The organism is Mesorhizobium helmanticense (genome assembly GCF_003034915.1).
In the GTDB taxonomy this organism is placed as follows: Bacteria; Pseudomonadota; Alphaproteobacteria; order Rhizobiales; family Rhizobiaceae; genus Mesorhizobium; species Mesorhizobium helmanticense.
Window position 1 is genome coordinate 22,576 of record NZ_PZJX01000068.1, and the last position, 24,019, is coordinate 46,594.

24 protein-coding genes and 1 pseudogene are annotated in these 24,019 nt (G+C 63.3%); 15 read left to right on the top strand and 10 right to left on the bottom strand.

Features of this window, described 5'->3' with window-relative positions:
• The first annotated feature begins 4 nt into the window (after positions 1-4).
• Positions 5-778, top strand: coding sequence for an exodeoxyribonuclease III (locus C9427_RS31615; RefSeq protein WP_107652947.1), 774 nt, complete (start codon positions 5-7; stop codon positions 776-778).
• Positions 779-867: 89 nt separating this feature from the next.
• Here C9427_RS31615 and C9427_RS31620 read toward each other — a convergent pair whose 3' ends face one another.
• Both C9427_RS31620 and C9427_RS31625 read right to left on the bottom strand, forming a co-directional pair.
• A complete protein-coding gene (locus C9427_RS31620) occupies positions 868-1,569 on the bottom strand; it encodes an RES family NAD+ phosphorylase (RefSeq protein WP_107652927.1) in 702 nt (233 codons plus the stop codon).
• A complete protein-coding gene (locus tag C9427_RS31625; RefSeq protein WP_107652928.1) occupies positions 1,563-1,976 on the bottom strand; it encodes an MbcA/ParS/Xre antitoxin family protein in 414 nt (137 codons plus the stop codon). The genes C9427_RS31620 and C9427_RS31625 overlap by 7 nt, the downstream gene beginning before the upstream one ends.
• Before the next feature lie 249 nt (positions 1,977-2,225).
• On the opposite strand from C9427_RS31625, the gene C9427_RS31635 reads away from it, so the two are divergent.
• Positions 2,226-3,425: a hypothetical protein gene (locus C9427_RS31635; RefSeq protein ID WP_107652930.1), complete on the top strand. Its 1,200-nt coding sequence runs from the start codon at positions 2,226-2,228 to the stop codon at positions 3,423-3,425.
• Here C9427_RS31635 and C9427_RS31640 read toward each other — a convergent pair whose 3' ends face one another.
• The 3 genes from C9427_RS31640 to C9427_RS31650 form a co-directional block, all read right to left on the bottom strand.
• The gene (locus C9427_RS31640; RefSeq protein ID WP_097576244.1) at positions 3,426-3,521 is read right to left on the bottom strand and encodes a hypothetical protein; all 96 of its coding nucleotides are present in this window, start codon (positions 3,519-3,521) and stop codon (positions 3,426-3,428) included.
• A 77-nt stretch (positions 3,522-3,598) separates the two neighbouring features.
• A complete protein-coding gene (locus C9427_RS31645; protein ID WP_107652931.1) occupies positions 3,599-3,694 on the bottom strand; it encodes a lasso RiPP family leader peptide-containing protein in 96 nt (31 codons plus the stop codon).
• A 93-nt stretch (positions 3,695-3,787) separates the two neighbouring features.
• Positions 3,788-3,889, bottom strand: a complete 102-nt coding sequence (locus C9427_RS31650) for a lasso RiPP family leader peptide-containing protein (protein WP_107652932.1) — start codon at positions 3,887-3,889, stop codon at positions 3,788-3,790.
• A 353-nt stretch (positions 3,890-4,242) separates the two neighbouring features.
• Between C9427_RS31650 and C9427_RS31655 the strand changes: the two genes are divergently transcribed.
• Entirely contained in the window at positions 4,243-5,790 is a 1,548-nt protein-coding gene (locus tag C9427_RS31655) for a WD40 repeat domain-containing protein (protein ID WP_107652933.1), read from the top strand.
• Between the two features lie 200 nt (positions 5,791-5,990).
• Complete coding sequence (locus C9427_RS31660) at positions 5,991-8,015, top strand: amidase (RefSeq protein ID WP_107652934.1); 2,025 nt, start codon at positions 5,991-5,993, stop codon at positions 8,013-8,015.
• A gap of 44 nt (positions 8,016-8,059) precedes the next feature.
• On the opposite strand, the gene C9427_RS31665 is transcribed toward C9427_RS31660, so the two are convergent.
• On the bottom strand, positions 8,060-8,470 hold the full coding sequence (locus tag C9427_RS31665) for a hypothetical protein (RefSeq protein WP_107652935.1): 411 nt from the start codon (positions 8,468-8,470) through the stop codon (positions 8,060-8,062).
• A 143-nt stretch (positions 8,471-8,613) separates the two neighbouring features.
• Here C9427_RS31665 and C9427_RS31670 point away from each other — a divergent pair, with 143 nt between their 5' ends.
• The 6 genes from C9427_RS31670 to C9427_RS31700 all read left to right on the top strand — a co-directional run bounded on the left by C9427_RS31670 (position 8,614) and on the right by C9427_RS31700 (position 15,344).
• Positions 8,614-9,165, top strand: a complete 552-nt coding sequence (locus C9427_RS31670; protein WP_107652936.1) for an isochorismatase family protein — start codon at positions 8,614-8,616, stop codon at positions 9,163-9,165.
• A gap of 31 nt (positions 9,166-9,196) precedes the next feature.
• Entirely contained in the window at positions 9,197-9,673 is a 477-nt protein-coding gene (locus tag C9427_RS31675) for a GFA family protein (RefSeq protein WP_107652937.1), read from the top strand.
• Positions 9,674-9,783: 110 nt separating this feature from the next.
• Positions 9,784-11,406, top strand: coding sequence for an ABC-F family ATP-binding cassette domain-containing protein (locus tag C9427_RS31680; RefSeq protein WP_107652938.1), 1,623 nt, complete (start codon positions 9,784-9,786; stop codon positions 11,404-11,406).
• A 114-nt stretch (positions 11,407-11,520) separates the two neighbouring features.
• Positions 11,521-12,825 carry a mechanosensitive ion channel family protein gene (locus tag C9427_RS31685; RefSeq protein WP_107652939.1) on the top strand — a complete coding sequence of 435 codons (1,305 nt, stop codon included), beginning with the start codon at positions 11,521-11,523 and terminating at the stop codon, positions 12,823-12,825.
• Positions 12,826-13,097: 272 nt separating this feature from the next.
• Complete coding sequence (locus C9427_RS31695) at positions 13,098-13,649, top strand: GNAT family N-acetyltransferase (RefSeq protein WP_107652941.1); 552 nt, start codon at positions 13,098-13,100, stop codon at positions 13,647-13,649.
• Between the two features lie 138 nt (positions 13,650-13,787).
• Entirely contained in the window at positions 13,788-15,344 is a 1,557-nt protein-coding gene (locus tag C9427_RS31700; protein WP_107652942.1) for a serine hydrolase, read from the top strand.
• 17 nt (positions 15,345-15,361) lie between these two features.
• Here C9427_RS31700 and C9427_RS31705 read toward each other — a convergent pair whose 3' ends face one another.
• The gene (locus C9427_RS31705; protein ID WP_107652943.1) at positions 15,362-16,297 is read right to left on the bottom strand and encodes a hypothetical protein; all 936 of its coding nucleotides are present in this window, start codon (positions 16,295-16,297) and stop codon (positions 15,362-15,364) included.
• A 469-nt stretch (positions 16,298-16,766) separates the two neighbouring features.
• On the opposite strand from C9427_RS31705, the gene C9427_RS31710 reads away from it, so the two are divergent.
• The 3 genes and pseudogenes from C9427_RS31710 to C9427_RS31720 all read left to right on the top strand — a co-directional run.
• Positions 16,767-17,891 (top strand): KamA family radical SAM protein, encoded by a 1,125-nt coding sequence (locus C9427_RS31710; protein ID WP_107652944.1) that lies wholly within the window; start codon positions 16,767-16,769, stop codon positions 17,889-17,891.
• A gap of 131 nt (positions 17,892-18,022) precedes the next feature.
• Positions 18,023-18,403, top strand: coding sequence for a RidA family protein (locus C9427_RS31715; RefSeq protein ID WP_107652945.1), 381 nt, complete (start codon positions 18,023-18,025; stop codon positions 18,401-18,403).
• A gap of 53 nt (positions 18,404-18,456) precedes the next feature.
• Positions 18,457-18,648 (top strand): annotated as a pseudogene (locus C9427_RS31720) (KamA family radical SAM protein); the annotation flags it as partial.
• 189 nt (positions 18,649-18,837) lie between these two features.
• On the opposite strand, the gene C9427_RS31725 reads toward C9427_RS31720, so the two are convergent.
• The 3 genes from C9427_RS31725 to C9427_RS31730 all read right to left on the bottom strand — a co-directional run bounded on the left by C9427_RS31725 (position 18,838) and on the right by C9427_RS31730 (position 21,897).
• Complete coding sequence (locus C9427_RS31725; protein WP_245437245.1) at positions 18,838-20,226, bottom strand: anti-phage deoxyguanosine triphosphatase; 1,389 nt, start codon at positions 20,224-20,226, stop codon at positions 18,838-18,840.
• Between the two features lie 6 nt (positions 20,227-20,232).
• Positions 20,233-20,391, bottom strand: a complete 159-nt coding sequence (locus tag C9427_RS34300) for a hypothetical protein (RefSeq protein ID WP_167434560.1) — start codon at positions 20,389-20,391, stop codon at positions 20,233-20,235.
• Between the two features lie 84 nt (positions 20,392-20,475).
• Complete coding sequence (locus C9427_RS31730) at positions 20,476-21,897, bottom strand: hypothetical protein (protein WP_245437246.1); 1,422 nt, start codon at positions 21,895-21,897, stop codon at positions 20,476-20,478.
• Positions 21,898-22,221: 324 nt separating this feature from the next.
• Between C9427_RS31730 and C9427_RS35285 the strand changes: the two genes are divergently transcribed.
• Entirely contained in the window at positions 22,222-23,166 is a 945-nt protein-coding gene (locus C9427_RS35285) for an FAD-dependent oxidoreductase (protein WP_280954164.1), read from the top strand.
• Between the two features lie 25 nt (positions 23,167-23,191).
• Positions 23,192-23,875, top strand: a complete 684-nt coding sequence (locus tag C9427_RS35290) for an NAD(P)/FAD-dependent oxidoreductase (protein WP_280954165.1) — start codon at positions 23,192-23,194, stop codon at positions 23,873-23,875.
• Positions 23,876-24,019: the final 144 nt, after the last annotated feature.

Genomic DNA, 24,019 nt, shown 5'->3' on the forward strand with positions numbered 1-24,019 from the left:
CCCGATGAAACTCGCCACCTTCAACATCAACAACATCAACAGCCGGCTGCAAAACCTGCTGGCGTGGCTGACCGTGGCCAAACCTGATGTCGTCTGCCTGCAGGAGCTCAAGGCGAGGGACATGCAGTTTCCGCGCACGGCACTCGCGGATGCCGGCTATGGCGCGGTGTGGAAGGGCGAGCCGACCTGGAACGGCGTCGCCATTCTCGCGCGCGGTTCAGAGCCTGTGCTAACCCGCGAGGCGCTGCCCGGCGACGATGCCGACAAGCAGAGCCGCTACATCGAGGCGGCGGTCAACGGCATTGTCATCGCCTGCCTCTATGCGCCGAACGGCAATCCGCAGCCCGGCCCGAAATTCCAGTACAAGCTGGCCTGGCACGACAGGCTGGAAGCGCATGCCGCCGAGCTGTTCGACACCGGCCTGCCGGTGGCGCTGATCGGCGACTACAACATCGTGCCCGAGCCGCGCGACATCTACCCGACCCGCTCCTATGACGACAATGCGCTGGTGCAGCCGGAAAGCCGGGCTTCGTTCCAGCGTCTGCTCGACCAGGGCTGGACCGATGCGCTGCGCAAGAAATACCCGAAGGAAACGCTCTACACATTCTGGGATTACCGCCGCAATCGCTGGCCGCGCGACGCCGGCCTACGGCTGGATCACATATTGCTGTCGAAGAAGCTGGCGCGCCGCCTCACTGCTGCCGGCATCGACCGCGAGGTGCGCGGACAGGACGGCGCCAGCGATCATGCGCCGGTGTGGGTGCAGGTGAGTGAATGAGTGAGTAGTGAGCAGTGAGTAGAAATAGCCATCGCAGTTCACTATTCGAAACCCACCATTTATTTCACTACTCACTACTCACCCATTCACTATTGACTGACCGCCAGCACCCGTCCCGTATCAAGCTGGCGTACGAAATCCACGCTGGCGCCGTTCCAGTGATAGCTGTAGTGACGTCCCTGGATGGGAATGGTGATGACGTCGGGCCAGAAGATGCCGATGCAGCGTCCGCCGGTCAGGCGCACGCTGGCCCAGCTGAGCCCGTCGCTTCCGGCCGCGCGCAAGCCGCGTCCTTCCGCCTGCGAAGCGCTGTAGTCGTCCGAGTCCAGTACACCGGGCACCGCGTCGACATCGTCGAGGTCGCGGTCGACGCTGCCGACCAGCACGCGGAAGTCGGCCGTCCAGCCGGGCTCCTCCTTCGTCGCGAGCATGAATTTCTGGTGGTGATGGATGGTCTCGGCGAGCGCGACGTCTTCGCTGTCGCCGGCATAGTAGATCCCGTAGCTGCCGTCCGAGAAGCGGCCGGGCCGCAGGGTCGAGCAATGCACGAACGGCGCCATCACCAGGCTGGCGCCCGGGCCGGAAACCCGTCTGGCGGCCGGGACCTTGCCGAGGTCGCCGATCTCGAGCCGGATACGCGGATTGGTCTTTTCCTCGACGGAGGCAAGCGCCTCCCAGTCGCGCGGATCGGCGATGTCCTCGAAGAGATCGATCGGCGGATAGATGGAACGGATGATGCGAAAGGTCTGCTGCCAGTGAACATGCCGGCGAACCGCAAGTCCACTCACCATGCACCGCGTTCCGCATCGATCCATTCGCGCATTGCGGAAAGATCTGACATTTCCCCGCGCAGCATGAGGTCAAGCGCCGATTGGCCTGCGAACGCGGCGTTGGGCTTGCGGATCCAGGCATAGCCGCGTGACGGCTCGCTGAACAAATAGCGCAGGCCTTTGTGGATGCCCATCAGGTGCGCCATTCTCATCCTGAGATCGCGATCGATCCTGCCGATGAGCCCTTCCTTCCAGCGCGCCCAGGTGCGGGGCGACATGCCGCCGAGAAGAATGCAGGCCTCGCCATCGGTGAGAGACCAGGCCTTGAACAGATTGACCGTGGTGCGCGCCAGGGCGCCGGCTTCCTCTTCGGCAATGGCGGCCGCTCCGGCGGCGGCCGGCGTGGTGACAATAGGCTGAAGCTGCATCGGAACCTCACTTTCTGGCAGATATATAGCACATGTTTGCCAATTGGCAAGAAATGGCCTGGCTTCAGGTCCTAGGACGACGGAAGGAGGGCAGCTTCGGCCGTGCCGTGCCGGCGCTTCATTCCAGCGCCATCTGTCCAGCGGCCAGCGCGCAAGCTAGGCTGCGGCAAAGCGCCAGCCAAGGGTTTCCAATGATCGACATCCCGCCCTCGAATGAATTCACAGCGTTGCTGCGGGGGCCTGACCTCCATGGGTGATTTCGGCCCAGCCGAAATCACGATCGTGGTCGCGATCGTCCTCGCCGCCGCCATGGCGTTTCTCTACTGGCCGATGCGGCAGGCCCGTCTGCGGCGCAAGACCCAGCGCCGGGCCGATCCCGCCAACGACTATGCCGTGCGCGCCGATTGGCGGCCGAGCACCACCACGACGCTCAACTACTCCGCCTTCGTCTATATGGACGTCGATGGCGACGGAAAATATGGGCTCGCCGACCGGCCCATGGCCGGCATCATGGTGCGGCTGTTCGACGGGCAGGGCGCCTTCATTGCGGCGGAGCGAAGCAACAATGGCGGCTTCGCCAACTTCAAGATGTCGGCGATCCGGCGCCGGGCCGCGATCCGCTCGCCCGGCACCTATCGGTTTTCGGTCTCGGTTCCACCGGGCTGGCGCGCCAGCGGCGCCAATCAGGACCAGTCGTTGCAGCTTTCGGATGCGCCGGCATCGCTGGTCGGCCTGGTCGGGGAAAGCCTGCCGAAGCCGGTCGGTCTCGTGCCCGGGCGCAGGCTGACGGGCAAAATGCCGGCGGGGATCGAAACCACCCTGTCGGTAACGGGCAGGGGTCAGCTTCTCGAAAGCCGGACGCTGGCACCCGGCGCGCCTTTCCGCTTCGATCTTCCGGATCGGGCCGACGAAATGCTGATATCCGGCGGCGGGCTCGACCGGCGCCTTGCCTTGTCATCCTACCCGACCGATCTCGGCCTGCTCTCACAAGGTTCCATCGCGCCCGACGCAGCGCTGCACACGATCGGCTTCGACGACGTCACCACACGCGGCTTGCGCAAGGTACCCTGCGGCCATTCGGGGCTCGACTGGCGCAATCTCAACGCCATGTCGCGCGACCACGTCAAGGACAGCGAGGGCTACGTCAACGGCAATGTGTCGGGAGCCCACATCGCCTACACCAGCAGCGGCCATCCGGCCGAATTCAGCCGCGAACGCCCTTTCGGGTTTCACTCGGCGATGCTGACCGCGGCATGGCTGATGTCGGAGGGGGAGACGGCAGTGATCGAAAGCTGGCTTGGGGAACAGCGCATTGCCAGCGACGAGATCGTGCTGTCGGCGCTCGCGCCGGTGCACTATGCGCCGATGCTCAAATCAGTGACGCGCGTTCGCCTCTCGACGAAGCACCACTGGCAGCTCGTGCTTGACGATCTGGTGCTGGTCCTCTGATCAGCCCGGAACGGGGGTTGAAAGCGCACCGTTGGCTGTGATCGCCGAAAGCCTGTCCTTCTTGACAAGCGTCGGCTTCTCATAGGTCTTCTTCATGCCGAGCCCCAAATATCCCCAGCGCCGAAACATTATCGGCGACTCTGCCAGATGACCAGAATTCAGGCGGACTGTAATCAGGCTGGTACGGGGCCTGAAGCGCCGTTATCGGCCGTGACGGCTGAGAGCCGGCCCTTTTTGACAAGTGTCGGCTTCTCATAGATCTTTTTCATACCGAACCCTCCGGCAAATTTCCCACCGACAAAACCCCAGCCTGCCGTCGAAAACACCGTCGGCGCCGGTACAGGACGATCTCGCAGTCGGGCTTACTCGACAATGATGATGGGACCCGATGCGCCATTGGCGGCCGTGACCGCCGACAGCTTGCCTTTTCTGACCAGCGTCGGCTTTTCATAAATCTTTTTCATGTCAAGCTCTCCAATATATCCCATGCGGATAATGTCAGACTGCTGTTTCCTGTCAACCTTGCCGGCCGGTGCTTGCCTTCTATTCTTGGGGAGTTCGGTTTTTATGCAACTCGCTAACAGTGCCGCGCCATGCGAACGACCCCGAAACTGCGCCTTGCATATCCGGATATTTGCACGCCACTATGTAGATCCGCCATCGGTCTGTTCTCAAGGCCGAGAGGCCAGATCCCTGATGAGAATATCTTGTCGCCTCTTGTTTTTTCAGAGCTCAGCTTGGCAAGGAACTCGGCTAAGATGTTGAAATGGCTACAGCAAGGGGGACGGCCGATACAATCGGCCTGAGGGAGGGACTGATGAACAGGGTTGTCGACAGGCTGCTTGCGGTTCTCCTGCTGGCGATCGGCGTGGCCTGCTTCGCTACCGTGTATCTGGCGCAAGGCGGCGCGGCTGCCGGCGAGGCTTTCGCCTCGGTGCGTCTGGCTGTCTTCTGCGCAACCGGCATCGTCTCGGCGGTTGCCGCGATGCTGTTCTGGCTCGACCTGTTGCCGGGACGGCTGGGCCATGCGCCCGGAGCGCCACTGTTTGGACGGGCGGCCGACGCACAAGACGCCGGCAGGCCGCGCCTGCGGAAAGTCTTCCTTGTTCTGCCTGTTGTTGCAGTGCTGGCGCTGGTCGCCGATCGGTTCGGTCCCTGGTCCGGCACGAACCCCGGTGGCGAGGCGGTCGCGCCAGGCGCACCGAAGGGCCAGGACATAGCCAATGCGCCGCCAGCAAACCCGCCGGCAGCAGCGCCAGTTCCGGTACCTTCGCTACCTGAGCAGGCAGCCGAGACGCCGCCGCCCGAGCCGGCCCGGCCGGCACCACCCGCCGCCGCGCCCGCTGCGCCAGTGCAGCCACCTGAGGTCGCGCTTGCCCCGCCAGCCCCGATATCGCCGCCTGCCGCGCCACCTGAGACCGTCGCGCCACTGCCGCAGCCTGCGCCGCCGCTGCCGACAGAGCCCGATGGCCACCGCGACGCCGTCGTCTGGCTGGCCGTGGCGCCCGACGGGCGTCAGATCATGAGCGCCAGCACCGACCGTACGATCAAGCTCTGGGACATTGGCGGCAAGCGCCTGATCCGCACCCTCGGCGTGCACAAGGACATGGCGCGGACAGCGCTGTTCATGCCCGATGGCGTCAGCGCGCTGACGGCCGGCGACGATGGCGAGATCGTGCAGCGCCAGCTTTCCGACGGCGCGGTGCTGCATGTCTTCTCGTCGGGCGGCAATGGCGGCGTCAACAAGCTGGCGATCAGCCCCGACGGTAAACGTGCGGTCAGCGGCCACGATACCGGCACGGTGATCGTCTGGGATCTCGAGAAGGGCAGCGTGCTGCACGTGCTGCCAGGCCACGGCTGGTCGGTCAGCTCAGTTGCCGTCTCAGCCGATGGCAGCCGCGCGATCAGCGGCAGCATCGATGGCGAGCTGAAGCTCTGGGATCTGGGCAGCGGCAAGCAATTGCGCAGCTGGCACGGGCATGAGCGCGGTACTTACGGCGCCGTGTTCACTGCCGACGGGCATCATCTGGTCACCGGCAGCGGCGATTATGCGATCAAGCTCTGGAATCTCGACGGCTTCAAGGAGGTACGCCGCTTCGACGGCCATTCCGGCACCGTCTATACGCTGGCGCTATCTCCTGACGGCAAGCGCCTCGCCTCCGGGTCACTGGACGGCACAGCGCGGCTGTGGGACATGGACAGCGGCAACGAGATCGCCATGTTCGACGGCCGGACCGGCCCGATCTACGCGGTGGCCTTTGCCGCCGACGGCACGGTGCTGACCGGCGGTGGCGACCGCACCATCAGGGACTGGCCGGCTGCCGGCGGCGACGGCGTGGTGCTGTTTGCTGGCGCGCCGGATTGAGGGCTTCGCCGCGCGGCGCTCAGGCACCCCCCTCTGGCCTGCCGGCCATCTCCCCCGCAAGGAGGGAGATTGGCAGCGTCCGCGTCGCCGCAATTCTTGCAACGATGATGATCGGCAAAAACGAAGGCGACATCCGATCTGCCCCCTTGCGGGGGAGATGCCCGGCAGGGCAGAGGGGGTGTGACGGAGCGCGACCAATCATGCCCAACCTCCACCTCGTCGAGGCCTCGATCGCCGATCTGCGGCAAGCGCTGGAGGACGGCACCGTTACCAGCGCTGAACTGGTCGGCGCCTATCTCAGGCGCATCGCGCATTACGACCGGCACGGCATCGCGCTGAACGCCGTCCCCGTACTCAACCCCGACATATTCGAGGAGGCAGCCGCGTCCGATCGGCGCCGCAGGGCAGGCGCCGTGCTCGGGCCGCTGGACGGCATCCCCTACACCGCCAAGGACAGCTACAAGGTGAAAGGCCTGACGGTGGCTGCCGGCTCGCCGGCGTTCGAGCATCTGATCGCCAATGAGGACGCCTTCACCATTGCGCGGCTCAAAGGCGGCGGCGCGGTGCTGATCGGGTTGACCAACATGCCGCCGATGGCCAATGGAGGCATGCAGCGCGGCGTCTATGGCCGCGCCGAAAGCCCGTACAATGCCGACTATCTGACTGCGGCCTTCGCCTCGGGATCATCCAACGGCTCCGGCACCGCCACCGCCGCCAGTTTTGCCGCCTTCGGGCTCGGCGAGGAGACATGGTCGTCCGGCCGGGCGCCGGCGTCGAACAATGCGCTGGTCGCCTACACGCCGTCGCGCGGAGTCATTTCAGTGCGCGGCAACTGGCCGCTGGTGCCGACCATGGATGTCGTGGTGCCGCATACGCGCAGCGTTGCCGACATGCTGGAACTGCTCGACGTGATCGTGGCGGACGATGCTGAGACCAGGGGTGATTTCTGGCGCACGCAGCCCTGGATCGAACTGCCGAAGAGTTCGGCCGTGCGGCCGCCACGCTATACCGGGCTGAAGCTCGAAGGCTCGCTCAAAGGCGTGCGGCTTGGCGTGCCCCGCATGTATATCGGCCGCGATACCGAAGCGACCACCCCGATCGAAACCCGCGCGTCGGTGCTGGCGCTGTGGGAGCGGGCGGCTATGGATCTCAGGCGGCTTGGCGCTGATGTCGTCGAAGTCGATTTTCCCGTCGTCTCCAACTACGAGCGCGACCGGCCCGGCGCGCAAAATATGGTCGATCGCGGGCTGGTGCCGAAAGAGTTCGCCAATAGCGAAATCTGGGATCTCTGCGTTTTTGCCTGGGACGATTTTTTGCGTGCGAATGCCGACCACGCCATCCCCGATCTCGCCTCGGTCGACGGTCCAAAGATCTTTCCGCCGCCGCCGGGCGCGCTGCCGGACCGCTATGGCGACGATGGCTTCGACCTGGCGGACTATGTCGAGCGGGCGAAGCTGGGCGTGACGCCGCTCGAGGACATTCCCGGGCTGGAAGAGGGACTGAAGGGCCTGGAGGCGACGCGGCGGATCGATTTCGAGGATTGGCTGGACGCGCAAGGACTTGACGCGGTGGTGTTGCCGGCCGTGGCGGATGTCGGGCCGGCCGACGCGGATGTCAATGAGGCGTCGGCAGCCCTTGCCTGGCGCAACGGCACCTGGGTCGCCAACGGCAATCTGGTATGGCGGCATCTCGGCATCCCGACCGTCACCGTGCCGATGGGAACGATGGCCGATATCGGTATGCCGGTCGGGCTGACCTTCGCGGGCAAGGCATATGATGACGCCAGGCTGCTATGCCTCGCTGGCGATTTCGAGCGGGCTGGCCAGCGCCGCACCAGCCCGCCGCGCACGCCGGAATTGCCCGATGATGTGTTTGCGGCGCAGCCCGGTGGCATCGGGCCAGGCGAGGCGCCGCCGCTCACCATCACCCTTGCCGTCGAGACGCGGCACAGAGACAATAAGGACGAGATTTCCATCACGCTCGACCTAGATGGCAACGCGGCTGTGGCCGCAGCCGCGAGCGTGAAGGTCCATGTCAATGGCGAGCCCGTCGAGCTGCAACGAACCGGCGCGCGCTTCAGCGGGAATGCATTGGTTCCGGTCGAGGAGCATCGGAGGATCCACAGCGTCTGGCGCGGGTCCTATGGCTCGATCGTCACAGCCATCGTGCGACTTGAAGATGGGCGCGCCGCTGGTGCTTATACAGTGACGGGCGGCATTGGGTGAGGATTTGAAGGAGGGCCAGGGTGCGCAGGGCGGGTCGCTTTCGATTATGACGGCAGCGAGGCCAACCACGCATCCCAAAATTGCTGTTGCATGCGGACGAACACAGGCACCACGTCGTAGCCGTCGGCAAATATGTTGACCAGATCAGTTCTCTGAGGCGGCTGGCCCATTTTCACCTTGCAGACTGTCAGTCCGCGGCTCATCTGCGTCACCGCGCCTTCGGGATAGATATTTGCGCTGGCGCCGTAACAGAAGGGCAGCAGCCCATCGACTTCGAGTTCCTGACGAATCTGGAACAGGGCCTCGAAATAGTCGTCTTCCTCGGCCTCGATCACCTTGTTTCGATAGCTGCAAGTGAGCCGGCACCTTGTTCCTACATCTTGCAGCGCAAACGTCGCCTGTTCGTCGCCGCCCGCGCCGCCGCCGATCAGGAACACGGTATGTTCTTCGTTCATGCACTCGCCCCTGTGCCGATAGCAGGCCAAGCTAGCGCTGCTGCAGGCGGATTTCTACACACCTCGAACGCCAGCCTCTTGCGATCGCCGTGCCCACACTGACTGATCCTTGATCGGCCTGCCTGCCGTGCTATGTAAAAACCATGCCAGAGACCAGCCCCGCACCCACCGCGCCGCTCATCGTGATCGACCTGCAGACCGGCATGTTCGACGGCGTCGCCGAGCCGCCGATTCATGATGCCGAGGGCATTGCCGACCGCGCCCGCGCGTTGATCGACTGGGCGCGGCGCGGCGGGCGGAAAATAGCCTTTGTCAGGCATGACGGACCGGTGGGCGATCCGCTGGCGCCGGGCGAACCGGGCTGGCCGGTGTGGCCGGCGCTTGGCCAGGCCGGCGACGAGCCGACCTTTGCCAAGAGCGTGGGCGACGCCTTCAGCAATGCAGCGCTTGGCGAATGGGTGGCCGGGCAGGGCGCGGGCGAGGTCGTGCTCATCGGCGCACAGAGCGATCTTTGCGTGGCCGCGACGGTCAAGGGCGCCTTCGCTGCGGGCTTGGGCGTCACCGTGGTTTCCGACGCCCACAGCACACTCGATACCGCCAGCGAGACCGCGCCGCAGATCATCGCCCGGCACAATGCCGCCTTCGCCGATGCCGGCGTCAATCTGGTGACGACGAAGGCGCTGACCGGCGGCTGAGTTTCGCAAGCAAGACCTGGAGGAGCCCCGCGTGAAAAACCTGACCTTGCCTGCCGAAGGCGGGTGCCGCTGCGGACGCGTGCGCCTGAAGATTTCCGCGCCGCCACTGCTGACCATGGCCTGCCATTGCACGGGCTGCCAGCGTATGTCGGCCAGCGCCTATTCGCTGAGTGCCGCCATCCCGTCCGAGGCGTTTGCCGTCACGCAGGGCGAGCCGGTGATCGGCGGGCTGCACGGCGCCTCGCATCACTTCTTCTGCGCCTACTGCATGAGCTGGATGTTCACGCGGTCGGAAGGGCTGGACTGGTTCGTCAATCTGCGCCCGACCATGCTCGACGACCCCAGCTGGTTCACCCCGTTCATCGAGACCTGGACAAGCGAGAAACTGCCCTGGGCCAGCACGCCGGCCGTGCACAGTTACGAGGCGCTGCCGGCGATGGAAGAGTACGAGAAGCTGATCATCGAATTTGCCGGCAGCTCTAACGGCGCGGGCAACGCTAGCGGCTGACCTGTCCGGCTTCGGGCGATTTGGCGCAGGCATTCATGATTTGCGGGCTTCCTCTGGCGCGGCCGATCGCGTAAGGCGCGGGGAAATTCCCTGAAGCCTCGCGTGGAAGCATGATACGTCTCGAAAATATCAGCAAGCAGAACGGCCGGCAGATCGTCTTCATCGAGGCGTCGGCCGCCTTGCAGAAGGGCGAGAAGGTCGGCCTCGTCGGACCCAACGGCGCCGGCAAGACGACGCTGTTTCGCATGATCAATGGGCAGGAGCAGCCCGACGAAGGCCAGGTCTCGGTCGATCGCGGCGTCACCATCGGCTATTTCAGCCAGGATGTCGGCGACATGGCGGGGCTGAGCGCGGTGGCCGAAGTGATGAACGGCGCCGGGCCGGTGAGCGCGGTGGCGGCCGAGATGCGCGAGCTCGAACACGCCATGGGCGACCCTGGCCAGGCCGATCAGATGGACGACATCATCGCCCGCTACGGCGAGGCGCAGCACCGCTTCGAGGAACTCGACGGCTATGCGCTGGACGGCCGCGCCCGCGAAGTGCTCGACGGTCTCGGCTTTTCGCAGGAGATGATGGACGGCGATGTCGGCAAGCTGTCCGGCGGCTGGAAGATGCGTGTCGCACTTGCCCGCATCCTGTTGATGCGCCCCGACGTCATGCTGCTCGACGAGCCGAGCAACCATCTCGACCTCGAAAGCCTGATCTGGCTGGAGCAGTTCCTGAAGGGTTATGAGGGCGCGCTGCTGATGACCTCGCACGACCGCGAGTTCATGAACCGCATCGTCAACAAGGTGGTAGAGATCGACGCCGGTTCGCTTACCGCCTATTCCGGCAACTACGAGTTCTACCAGCAGCAGCGGGCGATCGCCGACAAGCAGCTGCAGGCGCAGTTCGAGCGCCAGCAGGCGATGCTGGCCAAGGAGATCGCCTTCATCGAGCGTTTCAAGGCGCGCGCCTCGCATGCCGCCCAGGTGCAGAGCCGGGTGAAGAAGCTGGACAAGATCGACCGTGTCGAGCCGCCCAAGCGCCGCCAGATCGTGAATTTCGAGTTCCAGCCGGCGCCGCGTTGCGGTGAGGACGTAGTGACGTTGAAGAATGTGCACAAGGGATATGGCAGCCGCACCATCTATGCCGGGCTGGACTTCCAGGTGCGGCGGCGCGAGCGCTGGTGCATCATGGGCGTCAATGGCGCCGGCAAGTCGACGCTCCTGAAGCTGGTGGCGGGCGCTTCCGCACCCGACAATGGCACGGTGGCGCGGGGCCCGAGCGTCAAGATGGGCTATTTCGCCCAGCACGCCATGGAAGTGCTGGAGGGCGAGCGCACCGTGTTCCAGACGCTGGAGGATGCGTTTCCGCAGGCAGGCCAGGCGCCGCTGCGGGCGCTGGCCGGCTGCTTCGGCTTTTCCGGCGACGAGATCGAGAAGAAATGCCGGGTGCTGTCGGGCGGCGAGAAGGCCCGGCTGGTAATGGCGCTGATGCTGTTCGACCCACCCAATCTCCTGGTGCTGGACGAGCCGACCAACCATCTGGACATCGCCACCAAGGAGATGCTGATCAACGCACTGTCGCAGTACGAGGGCACCATGCTGTTCGTCTCGCACGACCGGCATTTCCTGGCGGCGCTTTCCAACCGCGTGCTGGAACTGACGCCGGAGGGGATCCACACCTATGGCGGCGGTTATACCGAATATGTCGAGCGCACCGGGCAGGAAGCGCCGGGATTGCGGAGCTGAGGTACAGAGCACCGGCGCTGGAAGGCGCCCAGTTCGTCGGCTTGACCATTCGCGAGGCCGGCGACATTGTGGATGGCGAGTTGCTGTCAGCCAATCCATAACGGTCGTGTGGCAATGGATTTTCGCGACGCCATCGATAGATCGCTGGCCTGGGCCAGCGAATGGTTCGACTATGCCGCCACGCCGTGGTTTCTCTATCAGGTCGCAATCATCGGTGCGCTCTTCCTCGCAGCGAAGCTCGCGGCGCGGCGCGTCGAGCCGCTCCTGGAGAACCGGGCACGCCAGATCAAGGGGCATCCCGGACTGTTGAGAGTCGTCGTTGCGCTGTTGCGGCGCACCGACTGGATCCTGTTCGCAGTCTTCCTGCTTGCCGCGCTCGTTCTGATGCGGGCCGTCACCTGGCCAAGCCGGAGCCATTTCATCACTATCGCGCTCTCGCTATCGCTGGCGTGGCTGTTCGCGTCGGTGCTGTCGCGCATCATCCGCAACCGCTTTGTCGCGCGGGCTCTCGGCTGGCTGACCTGGATCTATGCGGCCCTTGTCATCCTGGGCATCGATGACGAAACCGCCGTTTTCCTGGACAGTCTCGCGATACCTTTGGGAGCGGTTCGCCTTTCGGCCCTCATGGTGCTGAAAGCGGCGCTGTTGCTGATCGCCACGGTTTGGCTCGCGGTGGTCGTCGGCAGGTATATCGATGAGCGTGTCCGGATCTCCGAGGAGCTGACACCTTCGATCCGCGTCCTCGTCGGCAAGGTCGCCAAGGTCGGCCTGGTGCTGGTGGCGGGTGCCATCGCTCTTTCTGCCGTCGGTCTCGACCTGACGGCCCTGACGATATTCTCCGGCGCCGTCGGCGTCGGCCTGGCTTTCGGGCTGCAAAAGGTCGTTTCCAATTTCGTCTCCGGCGTGATCATCCTTCTCGACAAGTCGATCAAGCCGGGCGACACCATTTCACTCGAAGGCACCTTCGGCTGGGTGCGCGAATTGCGGGCGCGGTTTGTCTCGGTGGTCACGCGCGACGGCCGCGAATACCTGATCCCGAACGAAGACTTCATCACCCAAAGGGTCATCAACTGGTCGTTCAGCGACAACCTCGTGCGGCTCGACGTGAATTTCGGCGTCTCTTACGACGCCGACCCGCACAAGGTCAGTGAGCTGGCGATAGAAGCCGCCATGAGCGTCGGCCGGGTCGAAGCGGACCGGCGGCCGGTCTGCTGGCTCACGGACTTCGGCGAGTCCTCGCTCAATTTCGTCCTGCGCTTCTGGATCCATGACCCTCAGCAAGGTCTGACCAATGTGCGCGGCAGGGTGTTGCTGGCGCTATGGGACACGTTCAAGCAAAACGGCATAAGCATCCCCTATCCGCATCGCGAGATCATCATGAAGCAGAATGGACGCGTTGGGCGATCACGCGGGCGCTGACGGAACAAGTGCCAGCGTTGCGGGATGACGATCCAACCAACGTCATCCCCATCCAGATCGGCTTGAACGTGATCAATTTCATTCAGCGCGTCGCTCAAATCATGTCAATGGCTTGAAGAGGAGCAAAACGCTTCCTGGCCCATGGCACGCTGATCGGCAGCCTGCCGCTCATCCTGATGGGTTGACGCTGCTGCCCGTCAACGCCTGGCGGCTCTTCGAGCTGATCAGGCCGGGGCTCCGCCAGGACTGAAGACGAGACGAGGAACCCAGACATGCTTGACATGACCATGCTTGAGAACAACACCACCATCATCCGGCCGGCGACCGGCAGGCAACTTCCGGATCTTTCGGTCATGATCGCCAGGGCGTTCGAGACCTATCGGGGCGCGATCCCGGACCGGGCACTGTTCGAATATATCGCGGTCTCCGCCGATCTCGAACAGCACAAGGGCCACGGCGACATCATGGTGCTTGAAAGCGCCGGCAAGGTCGTCGGCAGCGTCGTCTACTACCCGAATGCCGGCGACGAGGGGCTCGGACTGCCGGCAGGCTGGGCAGGTATCCGCACGCTCGCGGTGCATCCGTCAGCACGCGGGCGCGGCTTCGGCCGCAGCCTGATCGAATACTGTATCGATCGTGCGCGCCGGGAAGGGTATGGGACCATCGGCCTGCACACCGCGGACTTCATGAAGCATGCCGTCGCCCTCTATCAGGCGCTCAGCTTCGGACGTTGCCCGCAATATGATTTGTGGGCCTCGGACATCCTCAACACCGATCTCGGCGGCGGGGACATCCTGGTCACCGCATTCAAACGCACGCTCTGACATTCGTGCAAACCGCTTTGGCCTGGCTTGGCCCCAGCATCCATTGACGGATGGCAGGCCGGTTGTCAGGTTAGGTTCCCCTGCGTCAGGGCCCGGACATGGCCGCGTGCATGCAGGCGATCCGAAGGGGGCTCGACCATGCGACTGAACCGGACTCTGCGCCATTGGCGGATTTGGGCTTTCATCACCGCCATCGTGCTTTGGCCGCATGCGGCGTCGGCCGAAGACATCGCGCCTGATCGCATGGCTGCTGCTTTGTCGAAGCTCGAGGCGCTCGCCGAAGGCGTCGTCGCGGATGGTGGGGTGCCTGGTCTCGCCATCGGCGTCGTTCATGACGACAAGGTGGTCTTCCTCAAGGGGTTCGGGCGTCGCCAAGCCGGCAAGCCGGAGGCCGTCGACGCCGACACGGTGTTCCAGATCGCCTCGCTTTCCAAGCCGGTCTCGGCCACGATCGTGGCGGCGCTGGTCGGCGAGAAGATCGTTTCCTGGGATTCCAGGATTGCCGACCTCGATCCGGCGTTCCGGCTCGCCGATCCCTATCCGACCAGCGAACTGACGGTTCGCGACCTGTTCTCGCACCGCAGCGGATTGCCCGGCACCGCCGGCGACGATCTCGAGAGCATCGGCTACGACCGCGCCGAGATCCTGCATCGGCTGCGCTTCGTGCCGCCCTTGTCGAGCTTTCGCGCCGGCTATTCCTACAGCAATTTCGGCCTGACCGAAGGCGCCACCGCAGCCGCGAAGCCGACGGGCAAGCCCTGGGAGGAGGTCGCCGAGGAAAAGCTCTATCGTCCGCTTGGAATGACCTCGACCAGTTCGCGCTATGCGGACTTCCTCAAGCACGCCAACCGCGCCGAACTGCACGTCAAGGCCGATGGCGTCTGGGCCGCCAGGATAAAGCGCGATCCGGACGCGCAGGCGCCGGCGGGCGGTGTCAGTTCCACCGCGCGCGATCTCTCGCAATGGGTGCGGCTGGTGCTCGGCAACGGCGTTTATGACGGCAAGCCGCTGATAGCCGCCGATGCGCTGGCCGAGACGCATGTTCCCCTGATGACGCGGGGCAGGAACCCGGTCTCCGGCAGCGAGTCCTTCTATGGCCTTGGCTGGAATGTCGAATTCGGCCGGCATGGCCTGAGCTGGGGCCATGCCGGCGCCTTCAGCGTTGGCGCCCGCACGCTGGTGACACTCTTTCCCGAGCAGAAGCTTGGCATCGTGGTTGTCGCCAATGCCTTTTCGACAGGCGTGCCGGAAGGCCTGTCCGAGAGCTTCGCCGACATGGCCTTTGACGGAACGGTCGAGAAGGACTGGGTCAAGGCATGGGACGATGCCTATGCGAGCCTGTTCGGCCCGGCGGTCGCGGCGGCCAAGGCGACCTATGCCGCGCCGTCGTCTCCGGCAAGCCCAGCCGGGCCCGCCAGCACCTATACAGGCCGTTATTTCAACGACTTCATCGGCGACGCGGTTGTGTCGGGTGAAGGAGACGCTTTGGTGCTCAAACTCGGGCCGGGCGGCGCCCGGTCCTATTCATTGGAGCATTTCGACCGCGACATGTTCCTGACCTATCCGGACGCCGAGACGCCCGACGCACCGTCCGGCGTAAGCTTTGTCCTCGGCCCTGACGGCAAGGCGTCGGCCATGACGGTGGAATTTCTCGACGCCAATCATCTCGGCACGCTCGCGCGTGTCGGCGATTAGCCAGGCTGACGGCCGGTTCAGGATGCCGGGCCGAACTGGAGCAATTTGAAGCAATCGCCGCTGCCCGAGGTCATTTGCGTCAGGACGGGTTTTGCCCGGTCGATCCATTCCTGATGCGACTTGGCATCGGCTTCGATCGCCTCGACCGGCGCCAGCTTGACGAAGCCGCGCCCCTGGCTGAACAGCCAGCAAGCGCGGGCGAGGAAGCGCCGGCTGCGCTGGCGCAGCAGATCGGCGTCATAGAAGATGTCGAGCATCTCCTGCTTGATCCTGCGCTCCTTTTCGGGATTGGCGACCGCGACATCGACCGGCTCGCCGCCGATGGCGTCCTGCAAATCCTTGTAGTCGAGGGCGATCTGCGTGGTGGCGTATTTGATGTCGGCCTCGTCGCGCACGAGGTTGAACCACAGCGTCGGGTTGAGCTCGTTGACGACGAAGGACGATTCGAAATCGCGCGACAGATTGAGGATCTCGAACCCCTGAACATCGACATCGCGCTCGACCAGCAGAATCTCCGAGACCTGCTTGGCGAGCGCGGCGCCCTGGGCGCTGACCGCCGCGTTCTTGCCGCCAATTTCCGGACTGACATAGGGGCCGCCCTGATCCAGCAGCCCGTCGAATTCGCCAAGCGATCCGGCGACGGCGCTGCCCCTGGCAATGCGCGCCGCCAGCTTGGCCAGAACCTGCTGCAGTTCCGTCTCGCGCCTACGCTGGTCCTGATAATTCTGTTGGAAAAAGAAGATGAACAGGGAAACGCCGATGCCGATCAGGATGACGCCGAGCTGCGAGAAGATGTTGCGATAATATTCGAGCAGCTTTTCGCGATGGCGGACGTCGTCGCGCACGCTGTGGGCGACGCGAAGGTTGACGATCAGCGACAGCACCAGCAACCCGGCGCCAATCAGGATGAGGCCGCCGATGAGGAGGTAGCCATGGCCAGAGTTGAAATCCATTGTTCGCCAAGTCCCCCAAAGCCCGTTCCCTGAGGGGCAGACTAATACCATTGGGCGTGAACGCCTATGGGTTCGTGGGCGGCGCAAGGCTGGTAATCCGGCAAGCGGCGGAAGCGGTGCTGAAGCTGCCGATCTCCCCCCCTGTGGGGGAGATGCCCGGCAGGGCAGAGGGGGGCGCTGTCCCTCCGACCTCTCTCAATCTATCGCTATGCTTCTTCGGGTTATTCTGCCGCATTGGTTCAGAGTCTCCCTTGCGCGTTCAGAAGATGCGCAGCGCTCCAGCCTGGTCGCGGATGGAACCAGGTTGGCGTTCCTTCGCGCCCCCCTCTGTCCTGCCGGACATCTCCCCCACGAGGGGGGAGATCGGCAGCTTCAGCGCTGCGCGCGGCCTTCCCGTCATCCAGCAACGCTTATTGCCTTCAAGGCCCGGCGCCAATGCTGTATCCAGCCCGAATTCAAGGAGCCTTCGATGACCTCACACCTCGACATCGACGATGCATCCGACGCACCGGTCGAGCCACGCGGCGACGCTGCCTGGCAGGACGATGTCCGCCAGGGCGTGCGCCATGCGCGCGATCTGGATTCACTGCCGCTGTCACCGGGCGAGCGCGCGGCGGCGCAAGCGGCAGCCGCGCGCCACAAGGTGCGCATCCCGAAAGCCTATCTCGACCTGATCGACTGGGACGACCCCGCCGATCCGATCCGGGCGCAGGTCATCCCGTCGCCGCGGGAGCTGGCGGAAGCGGAGGGCGAGCTCGACGACCCGATCGCCGACCATGAGTTCAGCCCGGCGCCGCGCCTGACGCATCGCCATGCCGACCGGGTGCTTTTGTTCCCGACCTATCAATGCGCGGTCTATTGCCGGTTCTGCTTTCGCAAGGAGTCACTGACCTCGATCGGCCGCGGCTATACGCGCGAGGCGCTGGAGCCGGCCTTCGCCTATATCGAGGCGCACCCGGAAATTCGCGAGGTGATCCTGACCGGCGGCGATCCGCTCTCCCTGCCGGACAAGGCGCTGGCCGAAATCCGCGCCCGCATCGAGGCCATCGCGCACGTGCGGCTCTTACGCATCCATACGCGCGTGCCGGTGGCGCTGCCCTCGCGCATCACGGCCGGGCTGGTCCGCTCCTTGCAGGGCCGGCTGATGGTCAGCGTCGTCACCCACTTCAACCACGCGCGGGAAATCAACGACGCCACCGAGCAAGCCTGCCGTACCCTGAGGCAAGGCGGCTTCGTGCTGCTCAACCAGAGCGTTTTGCTGAAGGGCGTCAACGACACGGTCGAGGCGCTGGAGGAGCTGTGTCGCGAGCTGATGTATCGGCTGGGCGTCAAACCCTATTACCTGCACCATGGCGACCTCGCGCGCGGCATGGCGCACCGGCGTACCACGATCGCCGAAGGCCAGGCGCTGGTCGCCGTGCTGCGCCAGCGCCTGTCGGGCATCTGCAACCCCGTCTACGTGCTGGACCTGCCGGACGGCGGCGGCAAGGTGCCGATCGGGCCGTGCTATGTCGAGGCGCGGGACGGGGAGAGCTGGCGGATACGCGGGCAGGATGGAGCGGTGAGGGTGTATGCGGAGGTGGTGGGGGAGTAGCAGAGACCGTGGCGCACCGGCGCAGCTGAGGCGGGCGCTTTCGAGCCTGTCGCCAATTCGGCCAAGGGCTCTCCGGTCGACTTGATTGTTGTCGGGCGCAGGCAGACAATCACCAGAAGAGGAGCATCGACATGTCGCGGACCATCGTATCTGGTGATGATCTCCCCAAAGCCCCACCCGTTTACAGCCACGCGGTAAAATGCGCGGGGCTGGTGTTTGTCTCCGGGACCGCCGCCTACGACGCGGCGACGGGCATGATTGTCGGCGAGACGATACAAGAGCAGACAGCGCAGGCCCTGCGCAATATCGCGGCAATCCTGAAGGCCGCCGGAACGACGCTCGACAAGGCCGTCAGCGCCACCGTCATCCTCGCCGACGAGGATGATTTTGCCGGCATGAACGAAGAATGGGTGAAGTGGTTTCCGACCGATCCGCCGGCACGGCAAGGCGCCAAGCTCCCTGTCCGCATGCCCGGGCTCAAGATCTCGATCGCCATGATCGCCGAGGCGTAATTCTCGCCGCTGCCGATCAGGAATGCTGTTGAGCCGCGATTCTTGGCGGGCGCCTTCACCACGGCGATCTCGCGCATATCATGGCGCACCAGCGCACCACCATCGCCGAGGGCCAGGAACCGGCCGGCGCGCTGCACGCGCACCTGTCGGGCATCTGCAAACCCATGCTGGACCTGCCGGACGGCGGCGGCAAGGTGCCGCTGCGGCCGTGCTATGTCGAGGGGCGATGCGGTCGGCCCGTGTAGCCACCATTTCCGCGATGCCCGTTAAAACCTCGTGCTGGAACTGACGCTCGAAGGTATGCCTGTGGTGGCGCGCGATAAGAAGATAGTGGTGAGGTGATTAGCTACATAAGGCCTTGGCTAGCGGTAGCCTGCGTAGTTCAAGGCCAATCCTGCGCTGAGAAATGGGATGTTGTGACCCACATGTTTGGCTCAGATCGGTTTGAACATGCTCTCGGCAGCGTCAGATTTCAGGCGCGCCCAGAACTCCATGGCATACCTATCAGTCATGCCTGCCACATAGTCGCAAACCGTTCTAGCTCGCTTCGCTTTGTTCTTCTCTGGTGTCGCGAGAAAGCGCTGCCTCACATCTTCGGGCATCAGCAGATCGCCCTTATCGCCCATCAGCGCTTCAAAAATATCGGTCACTAGCTGGAAGCCACGATATTCGCCCAGCTTCACCCGTGCGCTGTAAATCATGGCCACATAAGTATACTGCTTGAGAACCTCGACCTTCATCTCCAAGTCTCCATCTATATAGGCTTTGGAAAGTGCCGGATGCTCTGTGTTCAGCTCGAACTTAACCCCGCCGATGAATTCGTGGACCAAGGCACTCGAGAGCCTCGTGCGGTAATAGCTGTCCTCGCTTAGCTGCTGCGAGCTTTCATAGGCCTTTGCAAACGTGAGCACCGCATCCGCGTGTGTCGGGACTTGCTCTCCGTATGAAACGATTCCTTCGAAGACCTGTGCGAACACTGCGCTGACCTGAGCTGCGGAACATTCTCGTTCGAGCTGCTTCGTGACCGCCGCTGCTACCTTTTGCAGTAGTCTGCTGCTGGAGGCCAGTATCCCAGCTGGCGTGAGGAAGCCCGCTTTTAGTGAATCTTCCAGATCGTAGACCGAGTACGCGAAATCATCGGCCAAATCCATGATCGAACATTCGATCGTCTTGAATGTGGTATCAGCCGGTAGGGGGCTATTCCTCAGTACTCTCTTCTTGATTTCGTTGACGATCGGTCGTTCAGAGCGATAATACCCTTTTTTGACCTTGTCTTCTTTAGGCCGCTTTTGCGCTATTTCGTTGTCGTATTTTAGAATGGATGCTAATGTTCGCAGGCATAAGTTCATGCCCGCCCTGTCATCACCCGCAACGGGTTTAGAATAGCGAACTTTCTTCTCTAGGCGGCTGAGAATCCGAAGAGTTTGAGCGTTGCCCTCAAACCCCCCATACTGCCGCATGGCCGCATCAAGTGCTCGTTCGCCGTTGTGGCCGAAGGGAGGGTGGCCGATATCATGGACCAATCCAGCGGCGGCGCAGAGCCGACCGTCAATCTTGTGGTCGCCCATGTCCGAACGGTGCATGTGATTTATGCGGTCGGCTATACCTTCTGCAATCTGAGCTACTTCGAGGGAATGAGTAAGCCGATTTCGGAAGAAATCGGATTCGTGCCCTGGAAAGACCTGTGTCTTGCCCTGCTGGCGCCGAAAGCTTGCACTGTGGATGATCCGGCCGTAATCGCGCATGAAGGGCGGCCGATAATCGGTCCCCTGCGTATCGTTGACCATAACCTGTCGGCGATAGTCGCCCTTGGCGTACATCATCCGCAGTTATTTCCGGTCCTCAGGCTTTGTTTGCCCTTGGCCAGCGGCTTCTGCCGCTTGCGCGGATCGCTTTTCCTGCTCTTCCTTCAAACGTAACCCCTCAGCAAGAATCTGGAACTTGCCTTCAGCTTCACGACGGGCTTCGAGCACTGCGGTGTAAGCCATTCAATTACCTCTCTCGCTGTTTCGATCGCAATGACTGATTAGCAATCGATATCACATTTGTTCCTGATTTGTTCACTTTTTTTGCTACGAATCAATCTGCACTGATTTTGGTAAATTATTGATCCTGGAGGGCACCTGCGCCTTCCGAAGGACGTCAGCGATGTGGCTGGTAAGCCCCACCTGACCGTCAAGGATTAATCCCGTATTTTCTGGTAAGATCGAAATCAGCTCGCGAAGCGCTTCGAGACCGCGGTCGATTTCGAAGACAAGCCAGTTAGCTGCGTCACCAGGAACAATAGACGCACCCTCGGTGGGACTTGCGCCCCGATGCAATTGCAATACCCACAATCGTTCCCCATCGAATGCCCACTCGAATCGTGTTGGTCCGAGTACTGACCTTAAACGGCGATGGGCAGAATGGACGGCCGCCGAAACTTCTCCGGGGAGGGATTGTGGCGCCGCTGTACCGAGCATGAACGCCTCGCCCGACCCAACCGTACCTTCAACGATCAGTTTTCCGGAAGCATCCTCAAGAGCGGCCCCCGACCAATGGGCCGGTACACTTTGCTGCGCAAGCACAGAAGCAATAAGATTGTGTCCAGGATCTTCCAATTGAAGCAGACGAAATGGATCCTGCCAGCCGCGCGCCGTCGTAAATTTACCTGGGATCTGCTCGAACGGACTTGTCCTGATCCACTGCTCGGCCGAGCCTGTGTCCCGACCAAATGAGAATGGTGCGATCCGACGGCAAATGACAGTTGTTCTAGGGACTGGAAGGCCAAGAAAGTCGGCAATCAACAGACCATAAACCTTGTCGCCGATCATGCGGCTGAAATCGTTTGGCCAGGCAGGCTCGGCTTGTCGCTCAATGTCGGTCGACGGACCGAACTCCCAGTGGATGACGTGGGCTTTCCTCCAGCCGTGCGGCCTTGGGTGAAGGCTGAACTCAAGCCTCCCTATAAGACCTGCATTGATTTCGGGTTCAAACCCATAGACGATGTTGAGGATCGACTTAGCCCATTCAAGAGGCAAACTCGCAAAGCCCGGGCGTTCAACTCCGCGAGGTGTTGCATCAGGCCGGAACTCGACTAACCCGTCCATCGCGACCCCGGAGACACCGCCATCACTAACGTCGATCGTTTCGTTGACGATCGTGAAGCAGCCCTCCGCGGCTAATCGTCCAAGCGCGCTCTGTACCTCGTCCACACTCCTTAACCCGTACAGAAACTCGCGGCTCTGCGTCTGTGTTTCACTGAAGCTGCGAATATTCACCGTCCCCTCTCCGCTTCTTTCGAACAAGTAGTGAAGCGCAGCGTTGACCGATTCGAATGGTATGTTGGCGGGCATATCGACAATACGGCAATACTGCTGGAGCGGTCCTTTGGCCGTGGGCGCGAAGCTCACGAATTGAGCAACGTTGAACTGCTCCGCCAAGCGATCGAGTGTGGCATCCTTGCGGAAGATGTGCGGTCCCGCCGCAGATTTATGCATCTCGTGGTGGCTCATGGTCGATCGGCTACGCATATGTTCGGAATCACGATGGGGAAACCGCACGATAGGCCCCTATCGTAAAAGGTCCATTGGGAATAGCAATTTGGGCGCAACCTTTTCGACTATGCGACGGGAAACGCGGTTGGGTGTGTTTCTCTTCGCGGTTCACGAATACGGCGCGAGGAACTTGGAGACCTGACAGCTTTTCTAGCGGAGGAGCTTCGCACGGGCGGCGGCAAAAGGCTAGGCACTGGCCTCCGTCCACCAAAGCAAGACTCCTCCCATTTCCCATTGATCACACCCGCAAAAATCCGCTAACAGCATCCCGCGAGGGGTGCCATGCTGACAGTTGATGAAGTGGGAGCGATCCCGTTGTTTTCGGGGTTGCCAGCGGGCGAGATGGAGCGGCTGGCGCGGACGGCGGCGGATCTGCATCTCAGCGCCGGTGAGTTCGCGGTACACGAGGGCGGCGAGGCCGCGCTGTTTGCGGTGCTGGCCGGCAAGATCGAAGTCGTGAAGACTTTTGACGGTATCGAGCGGACGCTGGGCTGGCGGTTGCCGGGCACGATCTTCGGCGAGGTGCCGATTGCGCTGGGCTCGGGGTTTCCGGGCGGCTATCGCGCCGCCGAGCCGTCGCGCGTCATGCGCCTCGAGCTGCAGCAATATTATTCTCTCGCCGCGGTCTCGAAGGATGTGGCGCAGAAGGTCAGCGCGCTGGCGCGCGAGCGGATGGGCGGGCTGCAGAGCATCACGGCCGAGCCGCAGCAGCCGCGCGTCACGCTGGTCGGTCATCGCTGGGACACGGCGTGCGGAGAGCTGCGCCGGTTCCTGGCCCGCAACCAGATCTCGTTCAACTGGCTGTTGCCCGACACGGCGGATGCCGAGGCGTTCTGGGCTGGCCGGCCGGCGTTCGACGGACCCGTCGCGCGGCTGGCGGACGGCGAGATCATGGAAAACCCGGCCGTGCGCGATCTTGCCATTCGCCTTGGCCTGCAGACGCGGCCGCGCGGCACCGAATATGATGTCGCCATCATCGGCGGCGGGCCGGCCGGCCTTGCGGCTGCGGTGTATGGCGCATCGGAAGGGCTGCGCACCATCGTCGTCGAGCGCGAGGCGCCTGGCGGGCAGGCGGGAACATCGTCGCGCATCGAGAACTATCTGGGTTTTCCCTCCGGCATTTCCGGCGACGAGCTGGCCAGCCGCGCGCTGCAGCAGTCGCGGCGGCTGGGCGCCGAAATCCTGGTCACCCGCGCGGTCGCCGGCATTCGATACGGCCACGCATGATCTCCATCTCGACGGCACCGATGTGGTGCGGGCGCGCAGCCTCATCCTGGCCACCGGCGTGACCTGGCGCAGGCTTGGCATAGACGGGTTCGACCGGCTGATCGGCAAGGGCGTCTATTACGGCGCGGCGCGCAGCGAGGCCAACGCCACGCATGGGCAGGATGTCTATCTGATCGGCGCCGGCAATTCGGCCGGCCAGGCGGCGCTGCATTTTTCCGGCCATGCGCGCAACGTGACGCTGCTGGTGCGCGGTCCGTCGCTGGCCGACTCGATGTCGCATTATCTGATCGAGCAGCTCCGGGCAAAATCGAACGTCAAGGTCCGGCTGCGCGCGGAAGTGCAGGCGGTGCATGGCGAGACGCATCTGACGGCGATCGACATTCTGGACAAGACCGGCAATGAGGTGAGCCGGCACGAATGCGGCGGGCTGTTCGTGTTCATCGGCGCCAATGCGGAGACCGAATGGCTGCCGGCCGATGTCCTGCGTGATCAACGCGGCTATGTGCTGACCGGCGACGATGTGAAGAAGGCGGGCGGCTGGTCGCGGGAGCGCGACCCCTATCTGCTCGAAACCAGCGCGCCCGGCATCTTTGCCTGCGGCGACGTGCGGCTGAGCCCGGTCAAGCGGGTGGCCTCGGCCGTCGGCGAGGGCAGCATGGCGATCGCCTTCGTCCACCAGTATCTGGCGCATGAGAAGGCCCGCCGCTAAGGCTTTCGTTCTATCGCGTTTTACGATTTCCCCCTCTCCGTCTCGGCTTCGCCGAGCCACCTCTCCCCCACGTTGTGGGGGCGAGGAACCCAAGCTTTCCAGGGTCGCGACCTCGGCGGTTAGCGTTTCCTCTCCCCCATGAAA

What these genes read in the sequence shown, in the direction of transcription:
- C9427_RS31615 (WP_107652947.1), top strand. Translation starts at nt 5, where the DNA reads ATGAAACTCGCCACCTTCAACATCAACAACATCAACAGCCGGCTGCAA.
- C9427_RS31620 (WP_107652927.1), bottom strand. Translation starts at nt 1,569, where the DNA reads ATGGTGAGTGGACTTGCGGTTCGCCGGCATGTTCACTGGCAGCAGACC.
- C9427_RS31625 (WP_107652928.1), bottom strand. Translation starts at nt 1,976, where the DNA reads ATGCAGCTTCAGCCTATTGTCACCACGCCGGCCGCCGCCGGAGCGGCC.
- C9427_RS31635 (WP_107652930.1), top strand. Translation starts at nt 2,226, where the DNA reads ATGGGTGATTTCGGCCCAGCCGAAATCACGATCGTGGTCGCGATCGTC.
- C9427_RS31640 (WP_097576244.1), bottom strand. Translation starts at nt 3,521, where the DNA reads ATGAAGAAGACCTATGAGAAGCCGACGCTTGTCAAGAAGGACAGGCTT.
- C9427_RS31645 (WP_107652931.1), bottom strand. Translation starts at nt 3,694, where the DNA reads ATGAAAAAGATCTATGAGAAGCCGACACTTGTCAAAAAGGGCCGGCTC.
- C9427_RS31650 (WP_107652932.1), bottom strand. Translation starts at nt 3,889, where the DNA reads ATGAAAAAGATTTATGAAAAGCCGACGCTGGTCAGAAAAGGCAAGCTG.
- C9427_RS31655 (WP_107652933.1), top strand. Translation starts at nt 4,243, where the DNA reads ATGAACAGGGTTGTCGACAGGCTGCTTGCGGTTCTCCTGCTGGCGATC.
- C9427_RS31660 (WP_107652934.1), top strand. Translation starts at nt 5,991, where the DNA reads ATGCCCAACCTCCACCTCGTCGAGGCCTCGATCGCCGATCTGCGGCAA.
- C9427_RS31665 (WP_107652935.1), bottom strand. Translation starts at nt 8,470, where the DNA reads ATGAACGAAGAACATACCGTGTTCCTGATCGGCGGCGGCGCGGGCGGC.
- C9427_RS31670 (WP_107652936.1), top strand. Translation starts at nt 8,614, where the DNA reads ATGCCAGAGACCAGCCCCGCACCCACCGCGCCGCTCATCGTGATCGAC.
- C9427_RS31680 (WP_107652938.1), top strand. Translation starts at nt 9,784, where the DNA reads ATGATACGTCTCGAAAATATCAGCAAGCAGAACGGCCGGCAGATCGTC.
- C9427_RS31685 (WP_107652939.1), top strand. Translation starts at nt 11,521, where the DNA reads ATGGATTTTCGCGACGCCATCGATAGATCGCTGGCCTGGGCCAGCGAA.
- C9427_RS31695 (WP_107652941.1), top strand. Translation starts at nt 13,098, where the DNA reads ATGCTTGACATGACCATGCTTGAGAACAACACCACCATCATCCGGCCG.
- C9427_RS31700 (WP_107652942.1), top strand. Translation starts at nt 13,788, where the DNA reads ATGCGACTGAACCGGACTCTGCGCCATTGGCGGATTTGGGCTTTCATC.
- C9427_RS31705 (WP_107652943.1), bottom strand. Translation starts at nt 16,297, where the DNA reads ATGGATTTCAACTCTGGCCATGGCTACCTCCTCATCGGCGGCCTCATC.
- C9427_RS31710 (WP_107652944.1), top strand. Translation starts at nt 16,767, where the DNA reads ATGACCTCACACCTCGACATCGACGATGCATCCGACGCACCGGTCGAG.
- C9427_RS31715 (WP_107652945.1), top strand. Translation starts at nt 18,023, where the DNA reads ATGTCGCGGACCATCGTATCTGGTGATGATCTCCCCAAAGCCCCACCC.
- C9427_RS31725 (WP_245437245.1), bottom strand. Translation starts at nt 20,226, where the DNA reads ATGATGTACGCCAAGGGCGACTATCGCCGACAGGTTATGGTCAACGAT.
- C9427_RS34300 (WP_167434560.1), bottom strand. Translation starts at nt 20,391, where the DNA reads ATGGCTTACACCGCAGTGCTCGAAGCCCGTCGTGAAGCTGAAGGCAAG.
- C9427_RS31730 (WP_245437246.1), bottom strand. Translation starts at nt 21,897, where the DNA reads ATGAGCCACCACGAGATGCATAAATCTGCGGCGGGACCGCACATCTTC.
- C9427_RS35285 (WP_280954164.1), top strand. Translation starts at nt 22,222, where the DNA reads ATGCTGACAGTTGATGAAGTGGGAGCGATCCCGTTGTTTTCGGGGTTG.